23 protein-coding genes are annotated in these 25,380 nt (G+C 59.4%); 13 read left to right on the top strand and 10 right to left on the bottom strand.

The genetic code is table 11. The features are described 5' to 3' along the window. A complete protein-coding gene (locus RTCIAT899_RS26440) occupies positions 1 to 1,500 on the top strand; it encodes a globin-coupled sensor protein (RefSeq protein ID WP_015342893.1) in 1,500 nt (499 codons plus the stop codon). Positions 1,501 to 1,596: 96 nt separating this feature from the next. Here RTCIAT899_RS26440 and RTCIAT899_RS26435 read toward each other — a convergent pair whose 3' ends face one another. Further along, entirely contained in the window at positions 1,597 to 2,472 is an 876-nt protein-coding gene (locus RTCIAT899_RS26435; protein ID WP_015342892.1) for a LysR family transcriptional regulator, read from the bottom strand. Between the two features lie 170 nt (positions 2,473 to 2,642). Between RTCIAT899_RS26435 and bla the strand changes: the two genes are divergently transcribed. Together bla and ampC are read left to right on the top strand one after the other, a co-directional pair. After that, positions 2,643 to 3,536 (top strand): class A beta-lactamase, encoded by an 894-nt coding sequence (bla, locus tag RTCIAT899_RS26430; protein WP_015342891.1) that lies wholly within the window; start codon positions 2,643 to 2,645, stop codon positions 3,534 to 3,536. A gap of 100 nt (positions 3,537 to 3,636) precedes the next feature. Next, positions 3,637 to 4,824 (top strand): class C beta-lactamase, encoded by a 1,188-nt coding sequence (ampC, locus tag RTCIAT899_RS26425; protein WP_041678394.1) that lies wholly within the window; start codon positions 3,637 to 3,639, stop codon positions 4,822 to 4,824. A gap of 73 nt (positions 4,825 to 4,897) precedes the next feature. Here the strand turns inward: ampC and RTCIAT899_RS33910 are convergent, their stop codons facing one another. Then, entirely contained in the window at positions 4,898 to 5,056 is a 159-nt protein-coding gene (locus RTCIAT899_RS33910; RefSeq protein WP_015342889.1) for a hypothetical protein, read from the bottom strand. A gap of 229 nt (positions 5,057 to 5,285) precedes the next feature. Continuing rightward, on the bottom strand, positions 5,286 to 5,648 hold the full coding sequence (locus RTCIAT899_RS33590; RefSeq protein ID WP_154660811.1) for a hypothetical protein: 363 nt from the start codon (positions 5,646 to 5,648) through the stop codon (positions 5,286 to 5,288). Between the two features lie 508 nt (positions 5,649 to 6,156). Between RTCIAT899_RS33590 and RTCIAT899_RS26410 the strand changes: the two genes are divergently transcribed. Continuing rightward, entirely contained in the window at positions 6,157 to 7,374 is a 1,218-nt protein-coding gene (locus tag RTCIAT899_RS26410; protein WP_041678189.1) for an SfnB family sulfur acquisition oxidoreductase, read from the top strand. Between the two features lie 71 nt (positions 7,375 to 7,445). Continuing rightward, a protein-coding gene (locus RTCIAT899_RS32910) for an IS3 family transposase (RefSeq protein WP_376766910.1) occupies positions 7,446 to 8,815 on the top strand; the annotation gives its coding sequence in 2 pieces (ribosomal slippage) (positions 7,446 to 7,923 and positions 7,923 to 8,815; 1,371 coding nt in all). A gap of 86 nt (positions 8,816 to 8,901) precedes the next feature. Here the strand turns inward: RTCIAT899_RS32910 and ftsZ are convergent. From ftsZ to RTCIAT899_RS26385, 3 genes are all read right to left on the bottom strand, one after another. Further along, positions 8,902 to 9,909, bottom strand: a complete 1,008-nt coding sequence (gene ftsZ, locus RTCIAT899_RS26395) for a cell division protein FtsZ (RefSeq protein WP_041678393.1) — start codon at positions 9,907 to 9,909, stop codon at positions 8,902 to 8,904. 368 nt (positions 9,910 to 10,277) lie between these two features. Further along, positions 10,278 to 11,483 (bottom strand): acyl-CoA dehydrogenase family protein, encoded by a 1,206-nt coding sequence (locus tag RTCIAT899_RS26390; RefSeq protein ID WP_015342885.1) that lies wholly within the window; start codon positions 11,481 to 11,483, stop codon positions 10,278 to 10,280. 73 nt (positions 11,484 to 11,556) lie between these two features. Continuing rightward, complete coding sequence (locus RTCIAT899_RS26385; RefSeq protein ID WP_015342884.1) at positions 11,557 to 12,600, bottom strand: substrate-binding domain-containing protein; 1,044 nt, start codon at positions 12,598 to 12,600, stop codon at positions 11,557 to 11,559. Between the two features lie 428 nt (positions 12,601 to 13,028). On the opposite strand from RTCIAT899_RS26385, the gene RTCIAT899_RS26380 reads away from it, so the two are divergent. The 5 genes from RTCIAT899_RS26380 to RTCIAT899_RS26360 all read left to right on the top strand — a co-directional run bounded on the left by RTCIAT899_RS26380 (position 13,029) and on the right by RTCIAT899_RS26360 (position 19,072). Continuing rightward, complete coding sequence (locus RTCIAT899_RS26380) at positions 13,029 to 14,036, top strand: sugar ABC transporter substrate-binding protein (RefSeq protein ID WP_015342883.1); 1,008 nt, start codon at positions 13,029 to 13,031, stop codon at positions 14,034 to 14,036. 61 nt (positions 14,037 to 14,097) lie between these two features. Further along, positions 14,098 to 15,648, top strand: a complete 1,551-nt coding sequence (locus RTCIAT899_RS26375; protein ID WP_015342882.1) for a sugar ABC transporter ATP-binding protein — start codon at positions 14,098 to 14,100, stop codon at positions 15,646 to 15,648. Further along, the gene (locus RTCIAT899_RS26370) at positions 15,638 to 16,657 is read left to right on the top strand and encodes an ABC transporter permease (protein ID WP_015342881.1); all 1,020 of its coding nucleotides are present in this window, start codon (positions 15,638 to 15,640) and stop codon (positions 16,655 to 16,657) included. Before RTCIAT899_RS26375 ends, RTCIAT899_RS26370 begins: the two co-directional genes overlap by 11 nt. Before the next feature lie 3 nt (positions 16,658 to 16,660). Further along, positions 16,661 to 17,638 carry an ABC transporter permease gene (locus tag RTCIAT899_RS26365; RefSeq protein ID WP_015342880.1) on the top strand — a complete coding sequence of 326 codons (978 nt, stop codon included), beginning with the start codon at positions 16,661 to 16,663 and terminating at the stop codon, positions 17,636 to 17,638. 36 nt (positions 17,639 to 17,674) lie between these two features. Next, the gene (locus RTCIAT899_RS26360) at positions 17,675 to 19,072 is read left to right on the top strand and encodes an LLM class flavin-dependent oxidoreductase (RefSeq protein WP_015342879.1); all 1,398 of its coding nucleotides are present in this window, start codon (positions 17,675 to 17,677) and stop codon (positions 19,070 to 19,072) included. Positions 19,073 to 19,121: 49 nt separating this feature from the next. Here RTCIAT899_RS26360 and RTCIAT899_RS26355 read toward each other — a convergent pair whose 3' ends face one another. After that, a complete protein-coding gene (locus tag RTCIAT899_RS26355) occupies positions 19,122 to 20,159 on the bottom strand; it encodes a dipeptidase (protein ID WP_015342878.1) in 1,038 nt (345 codons plus the stop codon). Positions 20,160 to 20,825: 666 nt separating this feature from the next. Between RTCIAT899_RS26355 and RTCIAT899_RS26350 the strand changes: the two genes are divergently transcribed. The 3 genes from RTCIAT899_RS26350 to RTCIAT899_RS26340 all read left to right on the top strand — a co-directional run bounded on the left by RTCIAT899_RS26350 (position 20,826) and on the right by RTCIAT899_RS26340 (position 23,062). Next, a complete protein-coding gene (locus RTCIAT899_RS26350) occupies positions 20,826 to 21,929 on the top strand; it encodes a helix-turn-helix domain-containing protein (protein ID WP_015342876.1) in 1,104 nt (367 codons plus the stop codon). A gap of 278 nt (positions 21,930 to 22,207) precedes the next feature. Next, positions 22,208 to 22,429 carry a hypothetical protein gene (locus RTCIAT899_RS26345; RefSeq protein WP_015342875.1) on the top strand — a complete coding sequence of 74 codons (222 nt, stop codon included), beginning with the start codon at positions 22,208 to 22,210 and terminating at the stop codon, positions 22,427 to 22,429. Positions 22,430 to 22,492: 63 nt separating this feature from the next. Next, entirely contained in the window at positions 22,493 to 23,062 is a 570-nt protein-coding gene (locus RTCIAT899_RS26340; RefSeq protein WP_244441559.1) for a VOC family protein, read from the top strand. Positions 23,063 to 23,203: 141 nt separating this feature from the next. Here the strand turns inward: RTCIAT899_RS26340 and RTCIAT899_RS26335 are convergent, their stop codons facing one another. The 3 genes from RTCIAT899_RS26335 to RTCIAT899_RS26325 all read right to left on the bottom strand — a co-directional run bounded on the left by RTCIAT899_RS26335 (position 23,204) and on the right by RTCIAT899_RS26325 (position 25,292). Next, positions 23,204 to 23,593, bottom strand: coding sequence for a hypothetical protein (locus RTCIAT899_RS26335; RefSeq protein ID WP_041678188.1), 390 nt, complete (start codon positions 23,591 to 23,593; stop codon positions 23,204 to 23,206). 157 nt (positions 23,594 to 23,750) lie between these two features. Next, positions 23,751 to 24,122, bottom strand: coding sequence for a hypothetical protein (locus RTCIAT899_RS26330; RefSeq protein WP_148289264.1), 372 nt, complete (start codon positions 24,120 to 24,122; stop codon positions 23,751 to 23,753). Between the two features lie 171 nt (positions 24,123 to 24,293). Further along, positions 24,294 to 25,292 carry a LacI family DNA-binding transcriptional regulator gene (locus tag RTCIAT899_RS26325; protein ID WP_015342871.1) on the bottom strand — a complete coding sequence of 333 codons (999 nt, stop codon included), beginning with the start codon at positions 25,290 to 25,292 and terminating at the stop codon, positions 24,294 to 24,296. Positions 25,293 to 25,380 lie beyond the last annotated feature (88 nt).

Raw genomic sequence — 25,380 nt, 5'->3', positions numbered from 1 at the left:
ATGCGCGCATCGAAAATGGACGAGTTGAATGATCGGCTCGACTTTGTTGGACTGGGACAGGATGCCAGGCAGGCCCTTTCGGAGCTGCAGCCGACTATCGAATCCGCCGTCAAAGGCTCTCTCGACACCTTTTACGAGAAGATCACCAAACATCCGGCGATGTCGAAATTCTTTTCGTCGCAACAGCATGTACACCACGCCAAATCCAAGCAGCAGGACCATTGGAAGACGATCGCGTCAGGCAAATACGGACCCGATTATGTCGAAGCGGTCTCGGCGGTCGGCAGGACCCATGCCCGTCTTGGCCTCGAGCCGCGCTGGTATATTGGCGGTTACGCATTGATCCTCGAAGGGATGGTGCGTTCGATCGTCGCGCAGCAGCTCAATGGTTTCATGCAGCGCAAGCGTGAACAAGCCCTGTCACGGCGGCTGTCGGCGATCGTCAAGGCTGCCCTCGTCGACATGGATTACGGCATTTCGGTTTACCTGCAGGTGCTCGCCGATGAGCGCGACCGCGCGGAATCCGAGCGGGCTGCTGCCCAGCGCGAGCAGGAACGCGCGCTTGACGCACTCGGCATCGCGCTGAACGGCCTTGCAAACGGCGACCTGACGGCTGATATCACAGAAGCCCTTTCGGCCGAGTTCGAAGCTCTGAAGAGCAACTACAACGAGTCGCTCGCCTCTCTTGGAACGGCGATGCGACACATCGAGGATTCGGTGACCCGCGTTCGCGACGAAGCCGGATCGATCTCGTCGGCCGCCGACAACATGGCGCGGCGCACGGAGCAGCAGGCCTCAGCACTCGAGGAAAGCGCGGCGGCGATCGACCAGATCACCACGATTTCCGAACAGACGGCCGAGCGGACGCGCGAAGTGCAGGCGATCGTCAAGGAATCCGCCTCGGAGGCGGAACGCTCGCGCGAGGTCGTACAACAGGCCGTCTCCGCCATGGGCGATATCGAAACCTCGTCGCGCAAGATGACAGATATCATCTCCGTCATCGACGATATCGCCTTCCAGACCAACCTTCTGGCATTGAACGCGGGCGTTGAGGCGGCCAGAGCCGGCGAACAAGGCAAGGGCTTTGCCGTCGTCGCGCAGGAAGTCCGCGAACTGGCGCAGCGTTCGGCAACCGCCGCAAAGGAAATCAAGGATCTGATCGACAGATCATCGAACGACGTGCGCCGTGGCGTCGAGCTCGTCAACCGGACCGGCGAGGCACTGGCCCTGATCGGCGACCAGGTCGCCTCCATCGACAGGAATGTCGGTGCCATCGCCCGTTCGGCGCAGGAACAGGCCGTCGGCATCAGCGAGATCAACTCCGCCGTGCGCAACATGGATCAGATGACCCAACAGAACGTCGCGCTGATGGAAGAGACAAATGCCTCGACACGGCACCTCGCTGACATCAGCAGCGAGCTCGCCGGTCTGGTCGGACGGTTCAAGACGGTGCGTTCGGGAACGCGGACCGGTGCCGTCAGGCTGAGGCTCGCAAGCTGAAACAGTTGCCGCACACCGCAATCATCCGCATTCCAATTGCCACTTATTCCAAACGGCTCCGGGTAGGAACCCGGGGCTGTCTTCAACTATACAGCCTCACGGCATCTCCTCGATTTCAGCCAATAGCCATTGGCGAAACACCTTCATGGACGCCGTCTCCGCTCGCGATTTCAAGCGCGTCAGCCAGTAGCTGCCGGTCATCGCGGTAATCCGGAACGGCTGCATGATCCTGCCGGCTTCGACGTCATGGGAAAACATGGCGACGGGCACCAGCGCGACACCGACGCCGCGTGCTGCAGCCTCCACCAGCGTCAGCGACGAATCGAACATCCAGCCACGAAGATGCGGTGGCGGCAGGCCCGCCGCCCTGAACCAGAGCGACCATTCATCGACCCGATAGGATCGCAACAGTTCGACATCGACGAGATCGGCAGGCGTGCGTAAGCGTTCGCCAATCGCTGGCGTGCAAACTGGGGAGAGCGGCGCATCCATCAGATGGATCGCTTCCGTTCCATGCCAGGCGCCGTCGCCGAAGCGCAGGAAGAAATCCAGCCCGTCGAGCACCATGTCGGCTCGGTTGTTGTTGGTCTTCAGGCGCAGATCGACATGGGGATGCTGTGCCTTGAAACTGCCGAGGCGCGGAAGGAGCCAGCCGATCGCGAAAGTCCCGACGACGCCGATCGTCAGGATCTCGGCGAAATCTCCCTCCTCCAGCTGGCTGAGCGTGGCGCTCATGCGGCGGAAGGCGTCCGTCAGGACCGGCAGCAACGCATGCCCCTCGTCGGTCAGCGCGAGGCCGCGCGGCAGGCGCTTGAAGAGGGTCACGCCCAGCACGTCTTCCAACGCCTTGACCTGATGGCTGATCGCCGTCTGCGTGACCCGGAGTTCCAGGCCAGCCCGCGTAAAACTACCATGCCGCGCCGAGGCCTCGAAAACCCGCAGCGCGTTCAGTGGCAGCTGGGAAATGTCCATTTGTGTCCTAAGGCCAAGTTTTTCTCATGTCTAAGCCCAGAATTGATCGTTTGTCTAGGGCAGAAACCAGAGCCATAGTCTGCCTCGCACGGTGATTTGCCAGACCCCAATGACGTCCACGGGCTTGATAGGCGCACCGTTGCCCAACGCAAAATCGAAGTGGAAACAAGATGACGATCCTATTGTCGCGCCGGCAAAGCCTTGCCGGCAGCTTGCTTGCGCTGCCTGTTCTGGCAGGGCTAAGCTCGGTTGGACGTACTGCAGACGATAATACAGGCGAGGCGCAACTTGCCGCACTCGAAAGCAAGCATCCAGGCCGCATCTGCGTCAGCATTCTCGACATGGCCAGCGGCAAGCGCGTCGAGCATCGCTCCGGCGAGCGCATCCTGATGTGCAGCACATTCAAGGCGCTGACGGCAGCTCTCGTGCTTGCGCGCGTCGACAAGGGAGAAGAGAAGCTCGACCGGCGCATTCATTACAAGAAGAGCGATCTCATCGACTATTCTCCGGCGACCGAACCCAACGTCGGAGACAATGGCATGACCGTTGGCGAACTTTGCGAGGCGGCAGTGACGCTCAGCGACAATACCGCTGCCAACCTGCTGCTCGCGAGCTTTGGCGGCCCAGAGGCAATTACGACCTTCTGCCGCAGCATAGGCGACGAGATTACCCGCCTCGACCGCACCGAGCCCACGCTCAACTACCATGACATTCCGAACGATGAGCGCGACACGACGACAGCTTCGGCGATGCTGGAGAACCTGCGGCGGCTTATGTTTACCGATGTGCTGACGCCCGCCTCGCGATCGCAGCTCGCCGCCTGGCTGATCACCAACAAGACGGGTGACGCCCGTCTACGTGCCGGGCTTCCGAAGGATTGGCTGGTGAGTGACAAGACCGGAACAAACGGCGACAAGCATGGCAATGCCAACGACATCGCGGTTCTATGGCCATCCAATCGCGCGCCCATTATCGTGACGGCCTATTGCGAGATCCCTGCCATTACAGCTGACGAGCGCAACGCCATCATTGCCGAAATCGGCCGCATTGCCGCGGCGATCTGAGATCATACGCGCCGGATAACAACCGCCGCCAATCATTACCTCTTTTTCGACCGTACGATCCTGCACGGTCGATCATCACAATGAGGATATCATCTTGAATATACGTACCAATTCTTTGCAGAAGCTCGGCATCGTCGCTGGCTGCCTTTTCTATGGCGTCGGCGCACACGCTGCCGATGGCAATGACCAGGATCGGCTGGAGCGGGCCGTCAACGAGGTCGTCCGCCCGCTGATGAAGGAAAACGATGTGCCGGGCATGGCGATCGCGCTGACCGTCAAGGGCAAGCGTTATGTCTTCAACTACGGCGTCGCCTCGAAGGAGAGCGGTCAGAAGGTGACGAACGACACGATCTTCGAGCTCGGCTCCATCAGCAAGACCTTTACGGCGACCCTCGGCTCCTACGCCCAGATCAACGGAAAGCTCTCCTTCTCCGACAAGGCGACGAAATATATGCCGGAACTTGCGGGCAGCGGCTTCGACAGGATCAGCCTGCTCGACCTCGCTACATACTCGGCCGGCGGTCTGCCTCTGCAGTTCCCCAATGGCGTGACGGATCAGGACAAGATGGTTGCCTATTATCGCAACTGGCATCCATCCTTTGCGCCCGGCGCCTACAGGCAATATTCCAATCCCAGCATCGGCCTGTTCGGTTACCTGGCAGCGCAGGCCGTTGGAGAGCCATTCGATACGCTGATGCAGGACAAAATTCTTCCTGGTCTTGGCCTCCGTCACACCTATGTCCGCGTTCCGCCGGCTGAAATGGCCAATTATGCCTATGGCTATTCCAAGCAGGGCAAGCCGATCCGCGTCAACGGCGGCGTTTTCGATACGCAGGCCTATGGCATCAAGACTACCAGCTCCGATATGCTTGCCTTTCTGGAAGCGAATATGGGCGAAGCAAAGCTCGACGATAAGCTTCAGCAGGCAATCGACGCGACGCATGTCGGCTATTACCGCGTCGACAACACGACGCAGGCGCTCGGTTGGGAGATCTATGCCTATCCAACGACGCTTGCCCGGCTGCTTGCGGGCAACTCGTCTGAGATGGCGTTTGAGCCCCACAAGGTCACCCGGCTCGCCCCGCCTCAGCAGCCGCGCAAGGATGTCCTGCTCAACAAGACAGGCTCAACGAACGGCTTTGGCGCATACGCGGCCTTCATACCGGCCAAGCAGATCGGTATCGTTTTGCTTGCAAACAGGAATTTTCCGATCCCCGCGCGCGTCGCGGCAGCCTACAAAATCCTGACCGCCGTCGAGGACATGCAGGGATCCAATGCGGTCCAGTAAAGAGCTGTTATGAGGATTTAATTGCCTCACCAAACGGCCGGCCTTGCGATGCGTCGAGGCCGGCCACCGTCATTTATCGATTGCCGGAAGACCGTCGCGCGGCAACATCGGCTTGGGAGGCTTCCGTTCCGTTGAAGAATTCCTGCAGGAGGCGGGTAATGCGCTCTGGTGGTGTACCCTTTGCATATTCTTCCTGCATACGGCGTCTGACCAATATTTCTAAGACTGACATGTCTTTCACCTCATATATCCGGCGCAAGGAAAATGTCGCTCTCAATGGCGTGGGAGGCAAGTTACAGTTTTTTCATGATCTTAGCGGCGCGACCGAAGAGGCTCTGATCTTGCCGGCAGCGCATTCCACCCGACGCGGAGTTTACCGAAGCGTGACCAATCTGCCACTTGCCAAATCCCGGCTCATCGTAGAATTGAAAGCGGCCAATCGGTCGGTTGTTTGCGCTTCCTTAACCTCCGTGCTTTAGCGGGCCACACCCCGACCATTGGATGATGTCGCCTGCAAGGAATGAATAATGCCCATAAAAAAAAGCTCTGCCTCTGACGTTTTCCAGCGCAAGATTTCGGATTTTTGCGATCTGCGGCTCAAGCCGCTGCTTCAGCCGCGTAGCTTCGAGAATATCAAAGGCTTCATGATCGGCCTTATCGTTTTCCAGTCGCGCCCTCCTCTCCGGGCAGGACGTGTGGATTTCCAGGAAATAGCCTCTCTTTGCGGCATGGACGAGGAAATGAGCCCCGAGTTCAAGCGGGCTGCCCAGCCCGGCTTCGATGCGATTCTTCGCTGGCTCGGAGCTGCGAAGACCAATACGCAACGCATGTCTCCCGTCGCCGCCAAACGACCTTTGCGCGTTCACGGCAAAGCGATGCCGGCAAAAACCGAGCGACGCGCTCTGGCCTCCTGATACGAACGGCATATCGCTCCCTGCAAGCGGAGCGATATGCCTCTTGCCTCACCTGCAAAAGGCTTGTGCAGGTGCACGCCGGCAAAGTCTCCATCCGATACCCCGTTGTCGGAATTGCCGCGATGGCCCGATAAATGGGAAAGCCTACCGGCCATCAATGCCGCATTCTTTACAATTCGGACAGTTGCGCGCTTGGGGCGGGAGGCACCGGCGATAGAGCTGCGAGCCGAGCATCCAGCAATGAAAGCCCGGAGTATCGATCGTTTTCAACGCCGGCATGGTTTCGGGCAGCAATTGACTATCAATTCTATAGAGAAAGGAATGAAGAAGCGACGACATCTTCAAAAATGAAATGCCTTTTCTCGAAGCCCGGCTTTGAATGCGGCATCGTGGCGCCAAATGAAATCGGAGCCCGCCTATGAACGCGCAACTGCACCATATTAACGCCACGCATCCTGAGGCCACCGTGCTGGAGACCGAACAGCAGGCGCTGGCCGTTGCGCAGGAGCTGGCCCAGCGTTTTGCCGCCACCGCCTCGGAGCGCGATAGCGAGAGGCTGCTTCCCTTTGCCGAGATGGATGCGCTGGCACAATCCGGGCTGCTGGCAATTACGGTTCCCGAGGAGCATGGCGGCCTGGATGTCTCCAATGCCACCTTGGCGGAAATCACGGCGACGCTCGCCCAGGCCGACGGCTCGATCGGGCAGATCCCGCAGAACCACTTCTACATCCTCGAAGCCTTGCGCGTCGACGGTTCGGAAGATCAGAAGCGCTATTTCTTCGGGCGCGCATTGGCCGGCGATCGCTTCGGCAACGCTCTTTCCGAGCGCGGCACGAAGACGGTCGGGCATTACGATACGCGTATCACCCGCGATGGTCCGGGCTATCGCATCAATGGCCGAAAGTTCTATTCGACAGGCGTCCTCTTTGCAGATTGGATCACCGTCTTCGCGCTTGACGAAGCCGACAAGCTGGTCATGGCCTTCGTCCCGAAGGGAACGGAAGGCATCGAAATCATTGACGATTGGGATGGCTTCGGGCAGCGCACGACCGGTAGCGGCACCACGGTCCTCAACAATGTCTATGTGAATGCCGACCATGTCGTTCTTCACCACAAAGGCTTCGAACGACCGACGACGATCGGCTCCGTCGGCCAGATCATCCATGCGGGTGTCGATCTCGGCATCGCCCGGGCAGCCTTTGCCGAGACGCTTGATTTCGTGAAGACCCGATCGCGCCCCTGGATGGATAGCGGCGTAGAGCGGGCGAGCGACGATCCGCTGACAATCGCCAAGATCGGGCAGATCGCCGTCCGGCTGGAAGCCGCAACCGCGACCGTCGAGCGTGCCGGTCGCAAGGTCGACGCCGCCCAGGTCGAGACAACAGAAAAGAGGGTCGTCGAGGCGACACTCGCGGTGGCGGCCGCAAAGGTGCTGACAACGGAAATCGCTATCGAAGCGACCAACACGCTGTTTGAGCTCGCCGGCACGGCCTCGGTCAAGCTGGATCTCAATCTCGATCGCCACTGGCGCAATGCCCGCACGCATACGCTTCATGACCCCGTCCGCTGGAAATATCACGTCGTCGGCAATTATCACCTCAACGACGTCATTCCGCCGAAGAATGGCGCGCTTTAACGGATAGACGAAAGCCTCGTCGCCCGTGAACTGACCCCCGAAAGTTGGACCACCAACATCGGGGGTTTTGCATGTCGAAATACAGCACGTCGTTCAAGCAGAGTGTTGTGGCGTTTTATGGCGGCGGCGCGCGCAGCCTGCAGGAGGTGAGTGCGTATTTTGGGATCGAGCATTCGACGGTGCGCACATGGGTTGCGATGCACGCGGCGCATGGAGTTGACGGTCTGGTCAGGAAGTTCGGCCACTACACTGCTGAGTTCAAGCTATCGGTTCTGCGCCGGATGTGGGAGGATGGGCTCTCTTACCGTCGGACGGCGGCGTTGTTCAACCTGCGCAATAAGAGTTGCCTGCCGGATTGGGAGCGCCGCTATAAGGCCGGTGGTATTGACGCCCTGATGCCACGTCGTCGAGGAAGGCCCCGATCGATGCCCGAGCCACCTGTGCTGTCCGACAAGACGGATGCCCCGCAGAGCGATGAGGCCAAGAGCCGCGAGGAACTCCTGGCGGAGCTGGCCTATCTGCGTATGGAGAATGCCTATCTAAAAAAACTGGAAGCCTTAACGCAGGCACGACAAGCGCCGACAAGACGCAAGCCGTCCAGGCGTTAAGGCCGCTCTATCCATTCGACGGTCTGCTGAAGCTTGCGGGCCTGGCCCGCAGCACGTTCTATTATCAGCAGAAGGTCTCGTCCCCGGCCGATCGGCATGTAGCGCTGAAGACCAGGATCAAAGCGATCTTCGAAGCCCATAAGGGGCGCTATGGCTATCGTCGGGTCACGGCTGCGATCCGCACCCTCGGGCAGACGGTCAATCACAAGACCGTCCAGCGTCTGATGATCGAGATGGGATTGAAGTCCCTGGTCCGGCCGAAGAAGTATCGCTCCTACAAGGGGCAGACGGGACGCGTGGCCCCGGACCTCCTTCAGCGGCAGTTCACCGCCGAGCGTATGCATCAGAAATGGGTGACGGACGTCACCGAGTTCAACATCGCCGGCCAAAAACTCTTCCTCTCGCCGGTCATGGACCTCCACAACGGCGAGATCGTTGCCTTCGAGACGGCTAGGCGGCCTGTCTTCTCGTTGGTCAAGAACATGCTGGACAAGGCCCTGGACCAACTCTGCAATGCCGAGAGGCCGATCCTGCATTCCGATCAGGGATGGCAATATCAGATGCCGGCCTGGGGCCAAATGCTTGAAAGCCGCAACATTGCCCAAAGCATGTCACGCAAAGGCAACTGCCTCGACAATGCCGCCATGGAGAGCTTCTTCGCCACCCTCAAATCCGAGTTCTTTTATCCCAACCACTTCGACAGCATCGAAAGCCTGCGTGATGGTGTCGAGGACTATATCCGATATTACAACAACGATCGCATCAGGCTAAAGCTTAAAGGGCTGAGCCCTGTTCAATACAGGACCCAGCCCTTAAATCAGCCAAGCCAATAAACCGTCCAACTTTACGGGGTCAGTTCACCCGCGACGGGGCTTTCACACAATCAAAGGCACAGATCCAAGCGCCACGCTGAAGCCAATTAGTGCCGGTCCATATTGGTTTCCATGGGCTGACCAGCGGACGCCGCGAGACTTTCCAGACCGGTTGCAACGACCGATACCCTGAACACCCCGTCGAGATTCTTGTCAAAGATCGCACCGACGACGATATCGGCATCGGCAAAAACTTCGTCGCGGATACGGCTGGCGGCCTCATCGACCTCGAACAGCGTCATGTCCGTTCCGCCGGAAATGGAGATCAGCACGCCCCGCGCGCCCTTCATGCTCATGTCGTCCAGAAGCGGATTGGAGACTGCGGCATCTGCCGCCTTCAACGCGCGGCCCGGTCCTGAAGCTTCGCCCGTTCCCATCATCGCACGTCCCATTCCCCGCATCACGGATTTGACATCGGCGAAGTCGAGATTGATGAGACCTTCCTTGATGATCAGGTCCGTGATGCAGCTGACGCCCGCATAAAGGACGCGGTCTGCAGTCACAAAGGCGTTTGCGAAGGTGGTCGTGGCGTCCGCAATGCGAAACAGGTTCTGATTGGGAATGACGATAACGGTGTCCGCGCTTTCGCGCAGTCGCTCGATGCCCTCGTCGGCCGTGCGCATGCGCCGGTTGCCCTCGAACGTGAAGGGCTTGGTGACGACGCCGACCGTGAGGATGCCCGCCTGCCGCGCGACCTGAGCGATGATCGGCGCGGCGCCCGTACCGGTGCCGCCGCCCATTCCGGCCGTCACGAAGCACATGTGCGTGCCCTGGAGATGATCCATGATCTCATCGATGGATTCCTCGGCGGCGGCTCGTCCGATTTCCGGCAGGGAGCCTGCACCGAGGCCCTCCGTCACCTGTGCGCCAAGTTGAATGCGCCTGTTGGCTTTGGACGTCGCAAGCGCCTGCGCATCCGTGTTTGCCGCGATGAATTCAACGCCCTGAAGTTGTTGCGCGATCATATTGTTGATCGCGTTGCCGCCGCCACCGCCGACACCGACGACAGAAATCTCCGGTATCACCCCGGAAAGTGGTGCGCGCGTGTCAGCCATGAAGGACTCCATTGGATCGATTTCATTCTCAATCGAGATCGCCTGCCCTTCTGGAGGTTGAAAACGATTCGTGAGCGAAGAGATCCTAATGAGGAACGTGTGCGGATTGCGGCATGCGCCGGCAACCCTCCACAGAATAATGAGTTGAGCACAGGATTTGTAAGCCGGATATTGAAACATCAATCATCCAGCATTGCGTAAAGGCCACAATCGGCGAGCCTGCTTGAAGCTGTGGTGTGTTCCAACCCTGGCCCACACCACCTCGGATATAAATGACGCTGACCGATCTTGAGTACAGGTGAAGTCAGCACCAGCGGAGATTATGAGCCTATGCCCTTTTTAGACTGCGCCACGTCCTCGCCCTTGTGTCAGCTGTAGAGACTGACTTCGGGAATCCGGTCGTTCAGCACGAACTCCCCGACTTCCTTGGCCTTGTAGAAGACCGGATCGTGCAGGGTGTGCGTCCGTACATTGCGCCAGAAGCGGTCGAAACGATATTTCTCCGCGGTCGAGCGGGCGCCGGTGAGCTCGAAGACGCGCGAGGTGATATCGAGCGAAACATGGGTCGCGTGCACCTTCGCCGCATAGGCTTCGGCCGCCGCCTCGCCACGCTCACGCGCCGTTGCCCGACTTCCTCTCGCAAGCGCCTCCTGCACCGTTGCCGCGGCGCTGTCGGCCAGCGCAGCGGAAGCCTTCAAGGCCGCAGTGAACTCGCCGACACGCTCGAGAATATAGGGATCGTCCGATGCGCGCTCGACACCGGAGGTGATCCAGGGCCGCGTCGTGGTACGGACATAATCGACCGCCTCTCGCAATGCGCCCTCGGCCGTTCCGAGATAGAAGTTCACGAAAACGAGCTGGATGAGGGGCGTATTGAAAGTCGCGAGCACCGGCGCTTCGCCACCGACGGTTGCTGCCCTGTCCAGATCCTCTTCATAGACGGGAAAATCGTGGAATTCGACGCTGCCGCTGTCCGACAGTCGCTGGCCGAAATTGTCCCAATCGTCATTGGCCCTGTAACCGGCCCGATTGGTCGGGACGGCAAAGCCGACAATCTTGTCATCAAGGGCAGCATTGGCGTTGATGTAATCCGACACGTGAGCGGCTGTGGAAAAAGATTTGCGGCCGTTCAGAACATAGCCATTGCCACGGCGCGTCAACACGAGGCCCGGATCGCGCGGATTGACGGCTGCGCCCCAGTAGAGGCTGTTTGCCACCGTCTTGTTGCCGAGCTCCTGCGCACGCGCCTCCTCGAAGGCCCAATAGACATATTGGCTGTTGACGTAGTGATAGCCGAGAAGCTGGCCAATGGAGCTTTCGCCGCGCGCAAGGATGCGCACCAACCGCAAGCCATCCACCCAATCGAGGCCGCCGCCGCCAACCGGGGCAGCATGCAAGGCGTTCAGCAGGCCCGCATTCTTCAGCTTGACGATTTCGCCGAGCGGTGGACGGCCTTCGCGATCAAGTTCTGGAGCGCGCTTGGAAAGATCGGCGGCAATCTCTTCCGCTCGGGCAAAAAGGTCTTCCCGCGTGGCGTTTCGGCTGCCCGCAAAGACGACGTTGGACTGACTCATCATATGAACTCCGGTTCATGGACGTAGTCCGGCGAGATTAAGAAACTCTCGCCGGCGGATCGTGGACAGCTGCTTAGAAAAGCTTCTCCGGTATCCAGCTGGCGGTGACCGCATCGCTTGCGTTGAAGGCCGGAACTTTCTTGGCCAGCTCCTCGATCGTCCGGACATTGGCGGCGCGAAGCCCTTCCTGCGTCAGCAGCGTCGGCTTGACGGTGATCTGATGCGGAACTTCTTGGCCCGCCACCTGCAAAGCGGCGGCTCGGATGGAAACCGCACCAACGACAGCCGGATTGGTCGCTACCGTCGCAACCCACGGGCTACCCGGTTCGGTTATTTCCTGAATGTCGGCCGTCGATACATCGGCCGAATAGATCTTCAGCTTGCCCGTGATGCCGAGATCCGTCGCAGCAAGCTTCACGCCGCGCGCGAACTCGTCATAGGGTGCGAAAACGACTGATATGTCGGGATTGGCCGTCAGCGCCGCCTTTGCCTGGTCCGCAGTCGAGGTCGCCGTCGTATCGCTGACATTGCCGAAGCGAGCCTTTTCGACGACGCCTGCATTCTGCTTCTTGAACGTGTCCCAGACCTCGTTGCGGCGATCGAGCGGCGCAAAACCGGCTACGTAGACATAACCTGCCTTGAAGCTGCTGCCGTTGTCCTTGACGACCTGCTTCAGCGCGAGATCGGCAAGCTCATGATCGCTCTGCTCGACCTGAGGGATCTTGGGATTGTTGAGATTGACGTCGAAGGCAACGACCTTGATGCCCTTGTCGAGCGCCTGCTGAACGACATCGCCGAGAGATTCCGGCAGGCCGTGATCGATAACGATGGCGGAGACACCAAGATTGATCGCCTGGAGGATCTGCTCGCGCTGCGCAGCCGCATCCTGGCGGCCGGGGAAGACGCGCAGATCGATGTCGAGTGCCTTTGCCTGAGCTTCTGCGCCGGCCTGATAGGCCTGGAAGAAGTCGCCGGCGGAAATGTAGCTGATCAAGGCGATCTTCACGCCGCCCTTATCAAAGGGCGCTGGAGCGCCACTCACACCGCCAGCCAGCGCAGCCTGCGTAAGAAGAAGAGGAGCAACGGCCGTCAGGGCAAGCCGTGTGAGAAATTTCATTGTCGCGATCCTCACGATCAATCGGAAGCGTCGTCTGACGGAATGAGGACCCTGCGACGCATGCAATTATTTAGATAGAAACTCTATGTTTTTAGTAGATTAATTCATCTGATTTTGGCCGCCTTCGGAGATTCTTTGTTCGCGACGGGAAGGCTTGGCGGCAAGGGCTTGCCTAAAAGATCGCGCAATCTCGCGGGCAGTCCACGCGGGTCAATGGCTGAGGGGCGATAGACCGGCATCCGAAAAGTGACCGTAAAGCTAACGATCGTCACGCGGGCTGTGGAAACCCGATCTGTACATTAGAAAGGCAAATGACGGAAATTTCCCCTGCCGCACCAGTTTTGGAAAAACGTTTCTCCCGCAAATCGTTTAAATCTACCTATTTTATATTCTATTGGCATTTGTGAATTGCTGGAGAGGATGCTTTCATGACCAAGGGACAGACGACCGGCCTCGGACGCCGGGATATTCTTAAACTGACGGCGGTTGCCGGAACGGCGCTCGCGGCCTCGACCATTCTGTCGAAGACCGCCGCTGCTGCCGACGACGCGTTGTCGCTGAAAGGCAAGCGGATCGCTATCAGCGCGACGGGAACCGACCACTATTTCGACCTGCAGGCCTACAATGCGCAGATTGACGAGGTGAAGCGGCTGGGCGGCACGCCTATCGCCGTCGATGCCGGCCGCAACGACGGCAAGCTTGTCTCGCAGCTTCAGACGCTGATTGCGCAGAAGCCGGACGCCATCGTCCAGATCCTCGGCACGCTGAGCGTCATCGACCCCTGGCTGAAGAAGGCCCGCGATGCCAGCATTCCCGTTTTGACCGTCGATGTCGGCTCCACCAATTCGATCAACAACACCACATCGGACAATTGGGGTATCGGCAAGGATCTGGCGCTGCAGCTCGTCTCCGATATCGGCGGCGAAGGCAATGTCATCGTCTTCAACGGCTTTTATGGCGTAACGCCCTGCGCGATCCGCTATGACCAGCTCGTCAATGTCGTCAAATACTTTCCGAAGGTGAAGATCATTCAACCTGAACTTCGGGATGTCATTCCCAACACGGTTCAGGACGCCTTCGCGCAGATCACCGCGATCCTCAACAAATACCCGGAGAAGGGCTCAATCAAGGCGATCTGGTCGGCTTGGGACATTCCCCAGCTCGGCGCCACACAGGCTCTCACGGCCGCCGGCCGCACCGAGATCCGCACCTACGGCGTCGACGGCAGCCCGGAAGTGCTGCAGCTCGTTGCAGATCCAAATTCGCCAGCCGGAGCCGATGCAGCCCAGCAGCCGGCGGAAATCGGTCGCACGGCCATCCGCAACGTCGCCAAGCTGCTTTCGGGGCAAACGCTGCCACGCGAAACCTATGTCCCTGCCCTGCTGGCAAACAAAAGCAATATCGCCGACGTGGTCAAGAAGCTCGGCATCGGCTGACCCGCAAACCGGCGATGCGGATTCCGTCGCATCGCCCCTCAAAAGGCGAAGGGCCTCTTTTATGACCGCAGCCGAGCATGCGACCACAGCAGACAACGAGTCGCACATCCTGCGCTTCGATGGCATCGTCAAACGCTTCGGCGGCGCGCAGGCGCTGGCCGGCGCGTCGCTTGCCATCAGGCGCGGCACCGTCCATGGGCTTGTCGGCCAGAACGGCGCGGGCAAATCCACCTTGATCAAGCTACTGGCAGGTCTGCACACCCCGGATGAGGGGCGGATTGAGATCGAGGACCGGGCCTATGACCGCCTGACGCCGCATCTGTGCGAAGAGCTCGGCATTCATTTCATCCACCAGGATCGGCTGCTGGTCCCAACCTTCACTGTCGGAGAATCGCTTTTTCTCGGGCGAGAGACCCGCCTCGGCAAGACGCCTTTCCTCGACCGCGGCGCCATGCAGCGGCGGGCCGCGGAACTCCTTGCCAATTATTTCGGCGTCGATTTGCCGAAGAACGCGCTGATCAGTAAGCTTTCGACGGCGGAACGGCAGATCGTCCAGATCACCCGCGCGCTGCTGCATAAGCCGAAGATTCTCGTCTTCGATGAGCCGACCGCGGCGCTGGTGCGCCAGGAAGCCGAGATCCTGTTCCGCCTCATCCGCCGCCTGCGCAGCGAAGGCGTGACCATTATCTACGTCTCGCATTATCTCAATGAAATCGAGGCCTTGTGCGACGATGTTACGGTTCTGCGCAATGGTGTCGATGTCGCTTCTCTGAGGGCAAGCGAAATCTCGGCAGGCAAGATTGCCAACCTGATGATCGAACGCGACATCGCCGACATGTTTCCCAAGCGGCAGATCGAACTCGGCAAGGAAATCCTCAAAGTCAGGAATCTTTCGGCAATAGGCCGCTTTCACGATGTCAGCCTCTCACTGCGTCGCGGCGAGATCCTCGGCATTACGGGCCTGCTTGGCTCGGGGGCAAAGGATCTGGTTCGCACCCTGTTCGGGTTGCAGGCGGCAACAGGTGGGACGATCGATGTCGATGCACGTGGCCTGAAGCCGCGCAACCCGGTCGAAGCTGTCGATCATCAGATCGCCTTGGTGCCGGAGGACAGACGCGGCCACGGCGTAGGCCTGGAGCTCAGCGTCCGTGAAAACATCACCCTGTCGAGCCTCGGCCGCTATACCCGTTTCGGCTTTCTCAGCAGAAGGCGAGAAAGCGCCGACGCCGACGAGCTGATCAAGCGACTGCAGATCAAGACGGCTGGGCGCGAGGCGCTGGTGCGGACACTCTCAGGCGGCAACCAGCAGAAGGTGGCGATTGCCAAATGGCTGAGCCGCCACTCGGAGATCTACCTGCTCGACGAGCCGACCGTCGGCGTCGATATCGGCTCGAAGGTCGAAATCTACACATTGGTCGGCGAACTTGCCGCCCGCGGTGCCGGCGTAATCGTGCTGTCTTCGGATCTTCAGGAGCTTGTCGGCATCACCGACAGGATCCTTGTGCTGTTTCGCGGTCGCGTGACGCGCGAACTGATCTCCTCCGACACGACAACGGACGAAGTTCTGTCGGCATCGACCGGTGCCTTGGAAGGATTGCGCCATGTCGGCTGACGTTCAATTTGCCTCCCTACCCGAAAATTCGACGACAAAGGCGTCGCCGGCCAGCGGCAAGCTTGCCGCTGCCGCCCTGCGGTTCGGTTCGCTGCTTGCCTTTGCAGCCATTCTGGTGATTTTCGCAGCTACGGCGCCCTATTTTCTGACGGTCGGCAATATCGGCAACGTGCTCGGGCAATCGGCCATTTCGGGTGTTCTTGCCATCGGCCTCACGATCGTCCTGATCGCCGGCGGCTCCAATGTCGTCACCGGCGGTATCGACCTCTCGCTAGCCGCCAATATGGGGCTTAGTGCAGCAGTTTACGCCACCCTCATTCAGCTCGGCTTTAGCGATGTGGTCGCCACGGCGGCCGCGCTGGCCACCGGGCTGGCGATCGGCATCGTCAATGCGCTGGCGATCGTTTTTGCGGGCATTGTGCCGTTGCTCGCGACGCTTGCCGTGATGAATGTGGTCGCCGGGCTGGAGCTGGTGCTGACGCAGAATACCGTGCTTCCGGCCTCGACCGACCTTCTCACCGCACTTTCATCGTCGGACGGGTTCGGCATTCCGATCCTCGCCTATGTGCTGATCGGCTTTACCATTATCGCCACGGCGATCGTACAATTCACCCCGCTTGGCCTCAGGCTTTATGCCGTCGGCGAGTTTCCCGAGGCCGCACGCGCCGCCGGATTGCCGTTGAAGAGCCTGGTTGTGGGGGCGTTCGTGGCGAGCGGGTTCTGCGGTGGAATCGCTGGCATCCTCTCCGTCGCCTATCTCAGCGGCAGCACTACCGGCTCCGGTGAGATGCTGCTTCCTGTCGTCGTCACCGCATTGCTCGGCTCGGTGTTTTCCCGCCGGCTCGTGCCGACCATCGGCGGCACGCTGATCTCGACGCTATTTGTCGGCTTTCTCATCAATGGCTTCCAGTTGCTCAACCTGCCGAGCACACTGGTCAGCGGGGTTCAAGGTCTTCTGATCCTCATCGTGGTTTCGGCCACCACACTGCTTCGCAAACGGGAGATCTGAACCGTGACCGCTGCCATTGCCCCGACACGGTCATTCGCTGGCCTTGCCCGCTACGGGCTCATCGTCGCCCTTGTCCTCGTCTTCTCGCTGTTTTCGACCGTGGCGCCGACCTTCCTCAGCCTCGGCAATCTGCAGAGCATCCTTGTCAATAACTTTACCCTGCTTGCCATTGTCTCGATCGCCATGACCTTCGCTGTTGCCGCCGGCGGCATCGATCTCTCCGTCGGAACGGCAGTGGATTTCGCAAGCTTTGCGTTCGTCTCCGGCATATTGGCTGATCTACCGGTACCACTGGCCGCCCTGGCGGGTCTTGGCGCGGGCGCATTGGTCGGTGCCTTCAATGCCATCCTGATCTCGGCAATCGGCGTATCGCCGTTCCTGGCAACGCTCGGAACGCTGTTCATCGGCCGCAGCATTCAGCAGCTCCTGACGGATGGCGGCAATCCGGTTTATCTGCCGCCCTCCGGTGTTCCCGCAGCATTCCGCTTTATCGGGCATGGAACGCTTGTTGGCTTTCCGGTGCCGCTTCTGATCGCAGCAGTCATCATCGCGGCAGCGGCACTGCTGTTTGCCCGCATGCGCTTCGGCCGCGTCGTGCTTGCCATCGGCATCCAGCCGCGCACCGTTCGTTATTCGGGCATCGGAGTGGCGAAGCATGTGACCGTGACCTTCATTCTTGCGAGCACGATTGCCGCTTTTGCCGGGCTGATCCTGACGGCGACGGTGACCGTCTATATCCCCTCCTCCGGCAACGGCTTCATGCTGAACGCCATCGGCGCCACCTTTATCGGCACGACGTTTTCACCACTCGGTCGGCCGAACGTCGCCGGCACGGTGCTTGGCGTTCTGCTCTTAAGCATCGTCGCCAACGGCCTGCTGCTGACGGGCCTGAACTTCTACTGGCAGCAGGTCGGCACCGGGCTTCTGATCTTTGCCGTGCTCGCCTTCAGCTTCGTCAACAAGAAAGCGGTTGGCGCCTGAGCGCCGACCGAACGATACAATCGCAGGAATAGCAAGATGACAAGCGAAATCAGGCTCAATGCCTTTGACATGAACTGCGTCGGACACCAGTCACCGGGCCTCTGGCGCCATCCGCGCGACAAATCCTGGACCTACAAGGACCTCGATTACTGGGTCCATCTGGCGAAGACGCTGGAACGCGGCAAATTCGATGGCCTGTTCATCGCCGACGTGCTTGGTGTTTATGACGTCCTGAACGGCAACGTCGATGCGGCCTTGCGCCATTCGGCGCAGGTGCCGGTCAACGATCCGCTGCAGCTCATCCCGACCATGGCCTATGAGACGGAGCATCTCGGCTTCGGCCTGACGGCTTCGCTCTCTTTCGAGCATCCCTACACCTTCGCGCGGCGTATCTCGACGCTCGATCATCTGACGAAAGGGCGCGTCGGCTGGAATATCGTCACCTCCTATTTGAACAGCGGCGCGCTCAACATCGGGCAGTCTGCGCAAACGCAACATGACGACCGCTATTCCCTGGCCGAGGAATATCTCGAAGTCTGCTACAAGCTGTGGGAGGGTAGCTGGGAAGACGACGCCGTCATTCGCGACCGCGAGAGCGGCATCTTTACGAGACCGGAAAAAGTGCACCCGATCCGCCATTCCGGCAAGCATTTCAACGTGCCCGGCATTCATCTCAGCGAGCCGTCGCCGCAGCGTACCCCCGTGCTTTACCAGGCGGGCGCATCCAGCCGCGGCAAGGATTTCGCCGGCGCGCATGCCGAATGTATTTTCGTCGCGGCACCTTCGAAGGCAGTCCTGAAGCGCTATGTCGCCAATGTTCGCGAAGCAGCCGAGCGCATCGGACGCAATCCCCGCGAAATCCTTTCCTTCAATCTTCAGACCGTAATTCTTGGCGAGACCGATGCCGAGGCGCAGCGCAAGTTCAACGAATACCGTCAATATGTTTCGCTCGAAGGGGCGCAGGCGCTGATCTCCGGCTGGACCGGCATCGATTTCGGCCAATTCTCGCCCGACGAGGTGCTGCGCCATCGCTATACCAATGCAGTGCAATCGGCCGTCGAGACCTTCACCACCATCGATCCGGACAAGGAATGGACGATGCGCGAAATGGCCGATTGGGTCGGCATTGGCGGCTTCGGTCCGGTCTTTGTCGGCTCGCCACAGACGGTTGCCGACCTGATGCAGGAATGGATCGAGGATACCGACGTCGACGGCTTCAATCTCGCCTATGCCGTCACCCCCGAAAGCTTCGAGGATGCCGTCGATCTTCTGGTGCCGGAACTGCAGAAGCGCGGCGTCTACAAGACCGAGTATCGCACAGGCACCTTGCGCGAGAAGCTTGGCGGCAGCGGACCCCGGCTTGCAGCCCCGCATCCAGCGACCGGCTATCGCAATCTTGGCGAAGCCAACGCTCTTCCCAGACGCGGCGGATAGGCTTTAGACAAAGGTGCGTGTCTTTGGCTGAGACGGGACAATTCCCGTCTTAGCCGCCCCATGTCTGTTCGAGGACTCGAAGCCAGTTTTGATGCGCGATCTTGGCAAGCGAGGGAGCGTCAAACCCATGCGCGCGCAAGGCGTCGATCAGCTTCGGCAGGCCACCCGCATCACCGAGCGCTGCCGGAATGGTCGTACCATCGAAATCGGAACCCAGCGCGACATGCTCGATGCCGATGCGCTCGGCAATGTAAGCAACATGGCGAACGAGGACTTCGAGAGGCGTATCGGTGTTCCTGATGCCATCGTCACGCAGGAACAGCACGCCGAAATTTATACCGACCAAACCGCCGGTATCGCGGATGGCGTCAAGCTGCTTGTCGGTCAGGTTGCGGCTGTGCGGGCTGATGGCATGCGCGTTGGAATGCGAGGCAACCAGCGGCGCATTCGACAATTTGGCGATATCCCAGAACCCCTGCTCGTTCATGTGCGAGAGGTCGATCATGATCCTGAGCTCGTTGCAGGCGCGGATCAGATCCTTGCCGGCGTCGGTGAGCCCGGGGCCAATATCCGGCGTCGAAGGAAACCGGAAGGGCACACCATAGGCAAAGACATTGGGGCGGCTCCAGACAGGTCCAAGCGTGCGCAAACCGGCCTGATGCAGGACGTATAGGGCATCGAGATCGGCCGCGACCGCCTCCGCGCCCTCAATATGGAAAACGGCGGCGAACTGGCCCTCGGCAATCGACCGCCTGATATCGGCGGCCGAACGGCAAACCTTTACGGCTCCTTGCGACCGGGCCTCGATCGCAAGCAAAAGCCGCGCCATGGCCAGGGTTTCGTTCAGCGCATCCGGCTGGGCGGGCGTCGCAAAATCGGCATTTCCGGGCTTCGGCTGATCCGGCGAAGGGATGAAGATGGCGCAGAGCCCGCCGGCAAGACCGCCACGACGCGCGCGAGGCAGGTCGATATGTCCGGCAGCTTCGCCGTTCAGGAAAGCATCGACGGAATTCAAGCCACCGCGACGCAACCGAAGCAACACGTCGTTATGGCCATCGAATACGGGAATTATCGAGGATTCGGTCATGTCTCATTCCAAACACCGCAGTTGCTATCTGCCTAGGCAAGCTTGGCGGAATGGGCAACTGCAAATTATTCATAGCTCTGCAAAAACGAATTGGTCGCTCGCAAGACACCTGGCTAAAACTCCTGCGGAAGTAAGATGGGGTGGAAGCCATGTCAGGTCGAGTGCAATAAAAACGGGTAGAGTTGCGTTGAGCGTTGCAGAGGGCACGCATTGAGCGATTTGCGCTTTCGTTTCAAGCTCCTGAAATGGAGACGCCGACCCTCTGTCGCGTCGGCCAGCAGACGCATCTGCACAGATTGATGCGAACTGGTGCCATATATTGGGACAAGTGAAACGGGAATATTGATTTGCCAACCCGCGAGACTTGCTTTTTCCAAAATGCGCAGCAAATGAAAACCGTATTGAGTTGAAAAAACCCGGGATAAGGCCAGGATCGCCGCGTATCGGCTCGCTGAAAAGAGCAATTCATAGCAAGTTTCGGGCTTATCCGATGGAAGCAGGCAGCAGGAACCTGTCGGTATGGCGGATGGAGAGTTGACAGCGATGCTTATCTTCCGCCCGACGGCATTCGGAGAGACTTGATTGTCTGATTTGCGACGCGAAGACCGATCCCAATCCGCATCAGACGAGGCGCAGGACGAGTCATGGCGTCGCGACCGGAAATCCATGCAGTCCGAACGGCGGCGCTTTCCGCGGCCGGAGAAGGCAGCGACGGAGGGCGACCTGCCGCCGCCAGCCTTGCAGCCGTTGAAATTTTCGACACGTGGCATGGAGCCAGGCGATCAATTTGCCGCTTGGCAGACCTATGTCGCTCCCTTGGCCGACGTCCGGCTGCCGGATAATGCCTCTCCGGAAGCCGGCTTTCCGGCAGACCATACAGCATGGAATCTGGGCGGCATGCTTGTCGTTCAGCAGGATGCGCCGCCTCACAGTTACATGCGCTCGCAGGCGAAAGTGAAAGCCAATCACGTCGATCACTGGCACATTTCCGTATTGTCCAGCGGCCGGACGTGGACGGAAGTCGATGGTCATGTTCTGGATGGCGAGCCGGGCAAGGTGGAATTGCGGTCGCTGGGACACCCTTTTCGAGGGCGCTCGACCGAGGCGAAGGTTCTCTCGCTCTTTCTGCCGAGGGCATTGCTGTTCGACGTTCCCACACCGGTGGAGATCGAGAACAATATTGCCCTCTCCGGCGTCTTTACCAACATGCTGATCGAATTTCTCGATAGCGTCGAAAACAATCTCACGCGTCTTGCAGCCACTGACCTACCCCATGTCGTCCAGACAGTGCGCAATATGATCGTGGCAGCCGTTTCGACCTCGGCGGCTCAATCGACCGGTACAGAACAGCATAGCGCCCTCGCTCTGACGGAGCGGGTGCGGCGGTTCGTCGAAGCCAACCTCATCTCGGAAAATCTGACGGCCGAACGCATATGCCGCGAGCTTGGCGTATCGCGCACGAGGCTCTATCAGATATTTGAACAATATGGCGGGGTGCACCACTATATCCAGCGCCGCCGCCTTCTATCGGCACATGCGGCCCTCAGTGATCCCGCCAACCGCGAGCAGATCGTCGATATCGCCTTTGCCGTAGGCTTCTCCTCGGCAGCACATTTCAGCCGGGCATTCGGCAAGGAATTCGGCTATAGCCCTCGCGAGGCCAGAAACCTGACCATTCCACGTTATGTCGGGCAGATCGTGTCGCCGACGCCTGCCGGCAACAGCCACTCTTTCGACGAATGGCTGAAAACCCTCGGCTATTATCACTAGATAAGTCCGCATAGCGGACCTCGAGATCTCCTGAAAAAACGCAGCCGAAAGGCTCTATTGCGCGGCGTCCTGTCGCGCGCTCATCCATGCACAAGCCGAAACACCGCACTTCAGCAATTGCGAAAATGGACGCTGCTGCAAGTTTCCGGATGCATGGCTAACGACACGCGACTGGTAACTCATTAAAAACGAAAGGGAATAATCGCTCAGACACCAAAGCCCCAATGTTTGGTGAATGTACCCTGCGTCCATCGGGGCAAGCCATAGGGAAAACAGCAATGGTATCTACTCGCCAAACAATAGAGATCAGCAAGCCCCAACATCCCGTCAGTGACTCATACCGCGCAGTTGAGCGCGAAGAGGTCCTCGAACTGGCCTTTCGCGATTTCGTCCAAACGGTGGTCGCCGCCGGCTGGAATGAGCCCGAGGTCGCTTTGACCTTGGCCGATATTGCCGATGATTACGTGATGGCTCTCGCCGGTAGAGTTGCGGAGAAATAGTGTTGCGGCCTCCGTCCGCGCTCCGCAGGGGTGAGCACGAACGGTAAGAAGCAACTCTTCAGCATGCCGCCGGCGGCACCGTTCCATAAGAAGCGGGTCATCGGCGGCATGATTTTTTATTCGGCGAACGGCAGGCGTAGCTCCTTTATGCCAATCGCCATCCATCCAGGATTTGATGAAAGCGCTACGATGAAGGTCAGGCAGCATCTTTGGTTTCGCCGGGATATGGAAAGAGCGATAGAACTCTATACGGCGCTTATCCCTGGTTCGGCTGCTGGATGGATCTCGAACATATTGGCCGATCAACCGAATGGACCGGCCGGCAGCGTAAAATTCGCGGGCTTCAAACTCGGAAACCGTTCCTACATGGGATTCGAGGCTGGACCATTCGACTACCTGGAGCATAGTTCTTCGATCACCGTCGAGTGCGCGACGGAAGACGAGGCGAACCGTTTGCGTTATGCGCTGGGGAAGGGTCGCCCGGATGATCGCGGCGGAGTGATAGATCCCTGGGGCATATATTGGCAATTCCAGGTCAGGTCACCAGCTGCCGATTTTGGAACATCGGCCAAAGCTCAACCGGAACATGACGGCCGTATCATTGCCGCAAAACCACGAGCCGCCGCAGCCTGACGCCCGAGTGAAGCAAAATCATCGGAAAACTGATCGCCGCTAGCGACATATGCGCCAACTTCAGCCAGTCGAAAGCATGCCTGCCGCGAAGCAAGCGGAGGCCGATCCAAGCTCGGCTCCGCTCGCATGCTGACTTGAGCGTCAGTCGATAACCGGGCAGCCGCGCCGATTGGCGAAGACCATGCGGTCGGGGCCGCCGTCATTCCAGCCGCGGACGACAATTCGGCGCCCGTTGCTGTCAACCGAATCGATGCGGCGGAAGCCTTCCGCGCGCGCAGCGCGCATCAGGTCACGTCTGTCGCAGCCCCGATCGCGGTCCCAACCTCTGTCACGGTCCCAGCCTCTGTCGCGATCCCAACCACGATCGCGCGGCGGCCCTCTCCAGTCGCGACCTTGATCGCGCTGCCAGGGCGGCGGTGCATAACCGTCGTCGCCGCCGTAATATTGAGCCGATGCCGCAGAGGTCATCAGCTGCAACGCGGCCAATCCGACCACAGCGACACGCGAGATCCGTACCAAACCTTCAAGCATTTTCCTTACCCCCAATTTCCTGTCTTGCGGATGAAAATAGAGATACGCCGATTCGCATGAACTCTGCCTGAACACAGCCAGAACCAGATCGCGCGCCCTGTCACATGGTCGCGCGAGTTTAGGATCGGCGCCGATCCGGCGTTCGGCTGGACAACATCTATTGTGACTTGGAACCTTTGGATGCGAAAGAGGATGATGTGCCCTCGCGGCGTGGACGCGACGCCACTTGCGAAAGCCTGGTATCCCCATGCCAGTCGGTGATTGCCGAATGAACGGATTGGGAAAGAAGCATCGCCCCTGCCAGGCAATAGAGCAACACAATGATGGCCGTTTCGACGATCAGCGGCAGAAAGGCAAAACGAGCGCTGGGGTTGTCATCCTCTTCGGGGAGCAGATCCGGCAACCCAAGCATCATCGCCGTCAGCGGCGAAGCCAGGATCGCAAGGAAAGCGGCGCTATGAATCCACAGGCGCAAACGAGGCAATTTTCCCGCCACCCAAAAGGCTAGAAGCGGAGCGCCGAATTGCATAACAAGCCAAGCGAAACGGCGAACTCTATCGGCAGGATCGAATCGTCATGCATGAATTGCCAACCCTTCAATGCGGCACAGATTAGTGCTGCGCATCCGAAATGACAACTTTCTCTTGCGCTGCTTCTGTCCCTGCATTCTCCAAAAGACGATGCCGTCTTGGCCTAAACCTTAACCGTCAATTCCCGCGATCGTCGGCTTGAACACTATTGTTTTCCGCATCGGTTCCCGGCCCATCCCGACTGCTTGGCGCACCAATTGCGCCGCAGCCTCGCCGATGGCACGCCGGGGCGAGCGCGAGGTTGCGATCGGCGCGGGCAAGGAATTGACCAGATCCAGCCCGTTGAAGCCGGCAATCAGCATTTTATCAGGAACCGCAACCCCCAGTTCCATGCAGGCAAACAAGCCGCCGCTCGCCATATCGTCATTGGAATAATAGATGCAATCCAGGTCTGGCACCGCCGCGAGCAACGATGTCGTGAGCTGCTTTCCGAGCGCGATCGAGGAAAAGACGTCATCGGTCCGCAGCCCGGCAAACCCAAGGCCATGCGCATGCAGGACGCGCTCAAAGCCGGCCTTTCGCTTGCCCGCGCGCAGATCTCGAGCCAGGGCACTGCCGACATAACCGAACCGTCTTCGCCCGGCCGCAATCAACGCTTCCGCCATATCCTCTCCCGCCGCACCATGAGACAATCCGACATTGAAATCGATCGGCGTGCCGTCGAGATCCATGAGCTGGATAACTGGAATATTGGCGTGGCGGAGCAACTCCACCGTCTCCTCCGGTTGATCGAGCCCGGTGACGATAATGGCGCAGGGCTGCCAGGAGAGCATGTCGCGGATGATCTCGCGCTCCTTTGCCATGTCATAGTCGGATATGCCGAACACGGCTTGCATACCGGAACCATCGAGCCCGGCGGAAATACCGGCAAGTACTTCTGGAAAGACGATGTTCGACATGCTGGGAACGACGACAGCGACCAGGTTTGTGCGTTGCGAGGACAAGGAGAGCGCCAGCCTGTTGCCGACGTAATTCATCCGCGTTGCCGCTTCGATCACCCTGTCACGCGTTTCGCTGGAGACGTCGGCTACGCCACGCAAGGCGCGCGATGCCGTCATCTTGCTGACGCCCGCCTCGATCGCGACTTCCTCCAGAGTGGGTTTGCGCATCCCCAAGCAACCCTCGATGATCCATGGCGGCTGGCACGATGCCGTTCTTCTTCATAGAATGTTTCCGCGAAAAGGCAAACATCAGCCT

Origin of the sequence: Rhizobium tropici CIAT 899 (genome assembly GCF_000330885.1) — a bacterium.
GTDB lineage: Bacteria > Pseudomonadota > Alphaproteobacteria > Rhizobiales > Rhizobiaceae > Rhizobium > Rhizobium tropici.
Note: the sequence above shows the minus strand (reverse complement) of the source record. Positions and strands in the feature narration are given on the sequence as shown.

Excerpts from the sequence above, each read along its gene's own strand:
- RTCIAT899_RS26440 (WP_015342893.1), top strand. The coding sequence starts at position 1 with ATGCGCGCATCGAAAATGGACGAGTTGAATGATCGGCTCGACTTTGTT.
- RTCIAT899_RS26435 (WP_015342892.1), bottom strand. The coding sequence starts at position 2,472 with ATGGACATTTCCCAGCTGCCACTGAACGCGCTGCGGGTTTTCGAGGCC.
- bla (WP_015342891.1), top strand. The coding sequence starts at position 2,643 with ATGACGATCCTATTGTCGCGCCGGCAAAGCCTTGCCGGCAGCTTGCTT.
- RTCIAT899_RS33910 (WP_015342889.1), bottom strand. The coding sequence starts at position 5,056 with ATGTCAGTCTTAGAAATATTGGTCAGACGCCGTATGCAGGAAGAATAT.
- RTCIAT899_RS26410 (WP_041678189.1), top strand. The coding sequence starts at position 6,157 with ATGAACGCGCAACTGCACCATATTAACGCCACGCATCCTGAGGCCACC.
- ftsZ (WP_041678393.1), bottom strand. The coding sequence starts at position 9,909 with ATGGCTGACACGCGCGCACCACTTTCCGGGGTGATACCGGAGATTTCT.
- RTCIAT899_RS26390 (WP_015342885.1), bottom strand. The coding sequence starts at position 11,483 with ATGAGTCAGTCCAACGTCGTCTTTGCGGGCAGCCGAAACGCCACGCGG.
- RTCIAT899_RS26385 (WP_015342884.1), bottom strand. The coding sequence starts at position 12,600 with ATGAAATTTCTCACACGGCTTGCCCTGACGGCCGTTGCTCCTCTTCTT.
- RTCIAT899_RS26380 (WP_015342883.1), top strand. The coding sequence starts at position 13,029 with ATGACCAAGGGACAGACGACCGGCCTCGGACGCCGGGATATTCTTAAA.
- RTCIAT899_RS26375 (WP_015342882.1), top strand. The coding sequence starts at position 14,098 with ATGACCGCAGCCGAGCATGCGACCACAGCAGACAACGAGTCGCACATC.
- RTCIAT899_RS26370 (WP_015342881.1), top strand. The coding sequence starts at position 15,638 with ATGTCGGCTGACGTTCAATTTGCCTCCCTACCCGAAAATTCGACGACA.
- RTCIAT899_RS26360 (WP_015342879.1), top strand. The coding sequence starts at position 17,675 with ATGACAAGCGAAATCAGGCTCAATGCCTTTGACATGAACTGCGTCGGA.
- RTCIAT899_RS26355 (WP_015342878.1), bottom strand. The coding sequence starts at position 20,159 with ATGACCGAATCCTCGATAATTCCCGTATTCGATGGCCATAACGACGTG.
- RTCIAT899_RS26350 (WP_015342876.1), top strand. The coding sequence starts at position 20,826 with ATGCAGTCCGAACGGCGGCGCTTTCCGCGGCCGGAGAAGGCAGCGACG.
- RTCIAT899_RS26345 (WP_015342875.1), top strand. The coding sequence starts at position 22,208 with ATGGTATCTACTCGCCAAACAATAGAGATCAGCAAGCCCCAACATCCC.
- RTCIAT899_RS26340 (WP_244441559.1), top strand. The coding sequence starts at position 22,493 with ATGCCGCCGGCGGCACCGTTCCATAAGAAGCGGGTCATCGGCGGCATG.
- RTCIAT899_RS26335 (WP_041678188.1), bottom strand. The coding sequence starts at position 23,593 with ATGCTTGAAGGTTTGGTACGGATCTCGCGTGTCGCTGTGGTCGGATTG.
- RTCIAT899_RS26330 (WP_148289264.1), bottom strand. The coding sequence starts at position 24,122 with ATGCAATTCGGCGCTCCGCTTCTAGCCTTTTGGGTGGCGGGAAAATTG.
- RTCIAT899_RS26325 (WP_015342871.1), bottom strand. The coding sequence starts at position 25,292 with ATGCGCAAACCCACTCTGGAGGAAGTCGCGATCGAGGCGGGCGTCAGC.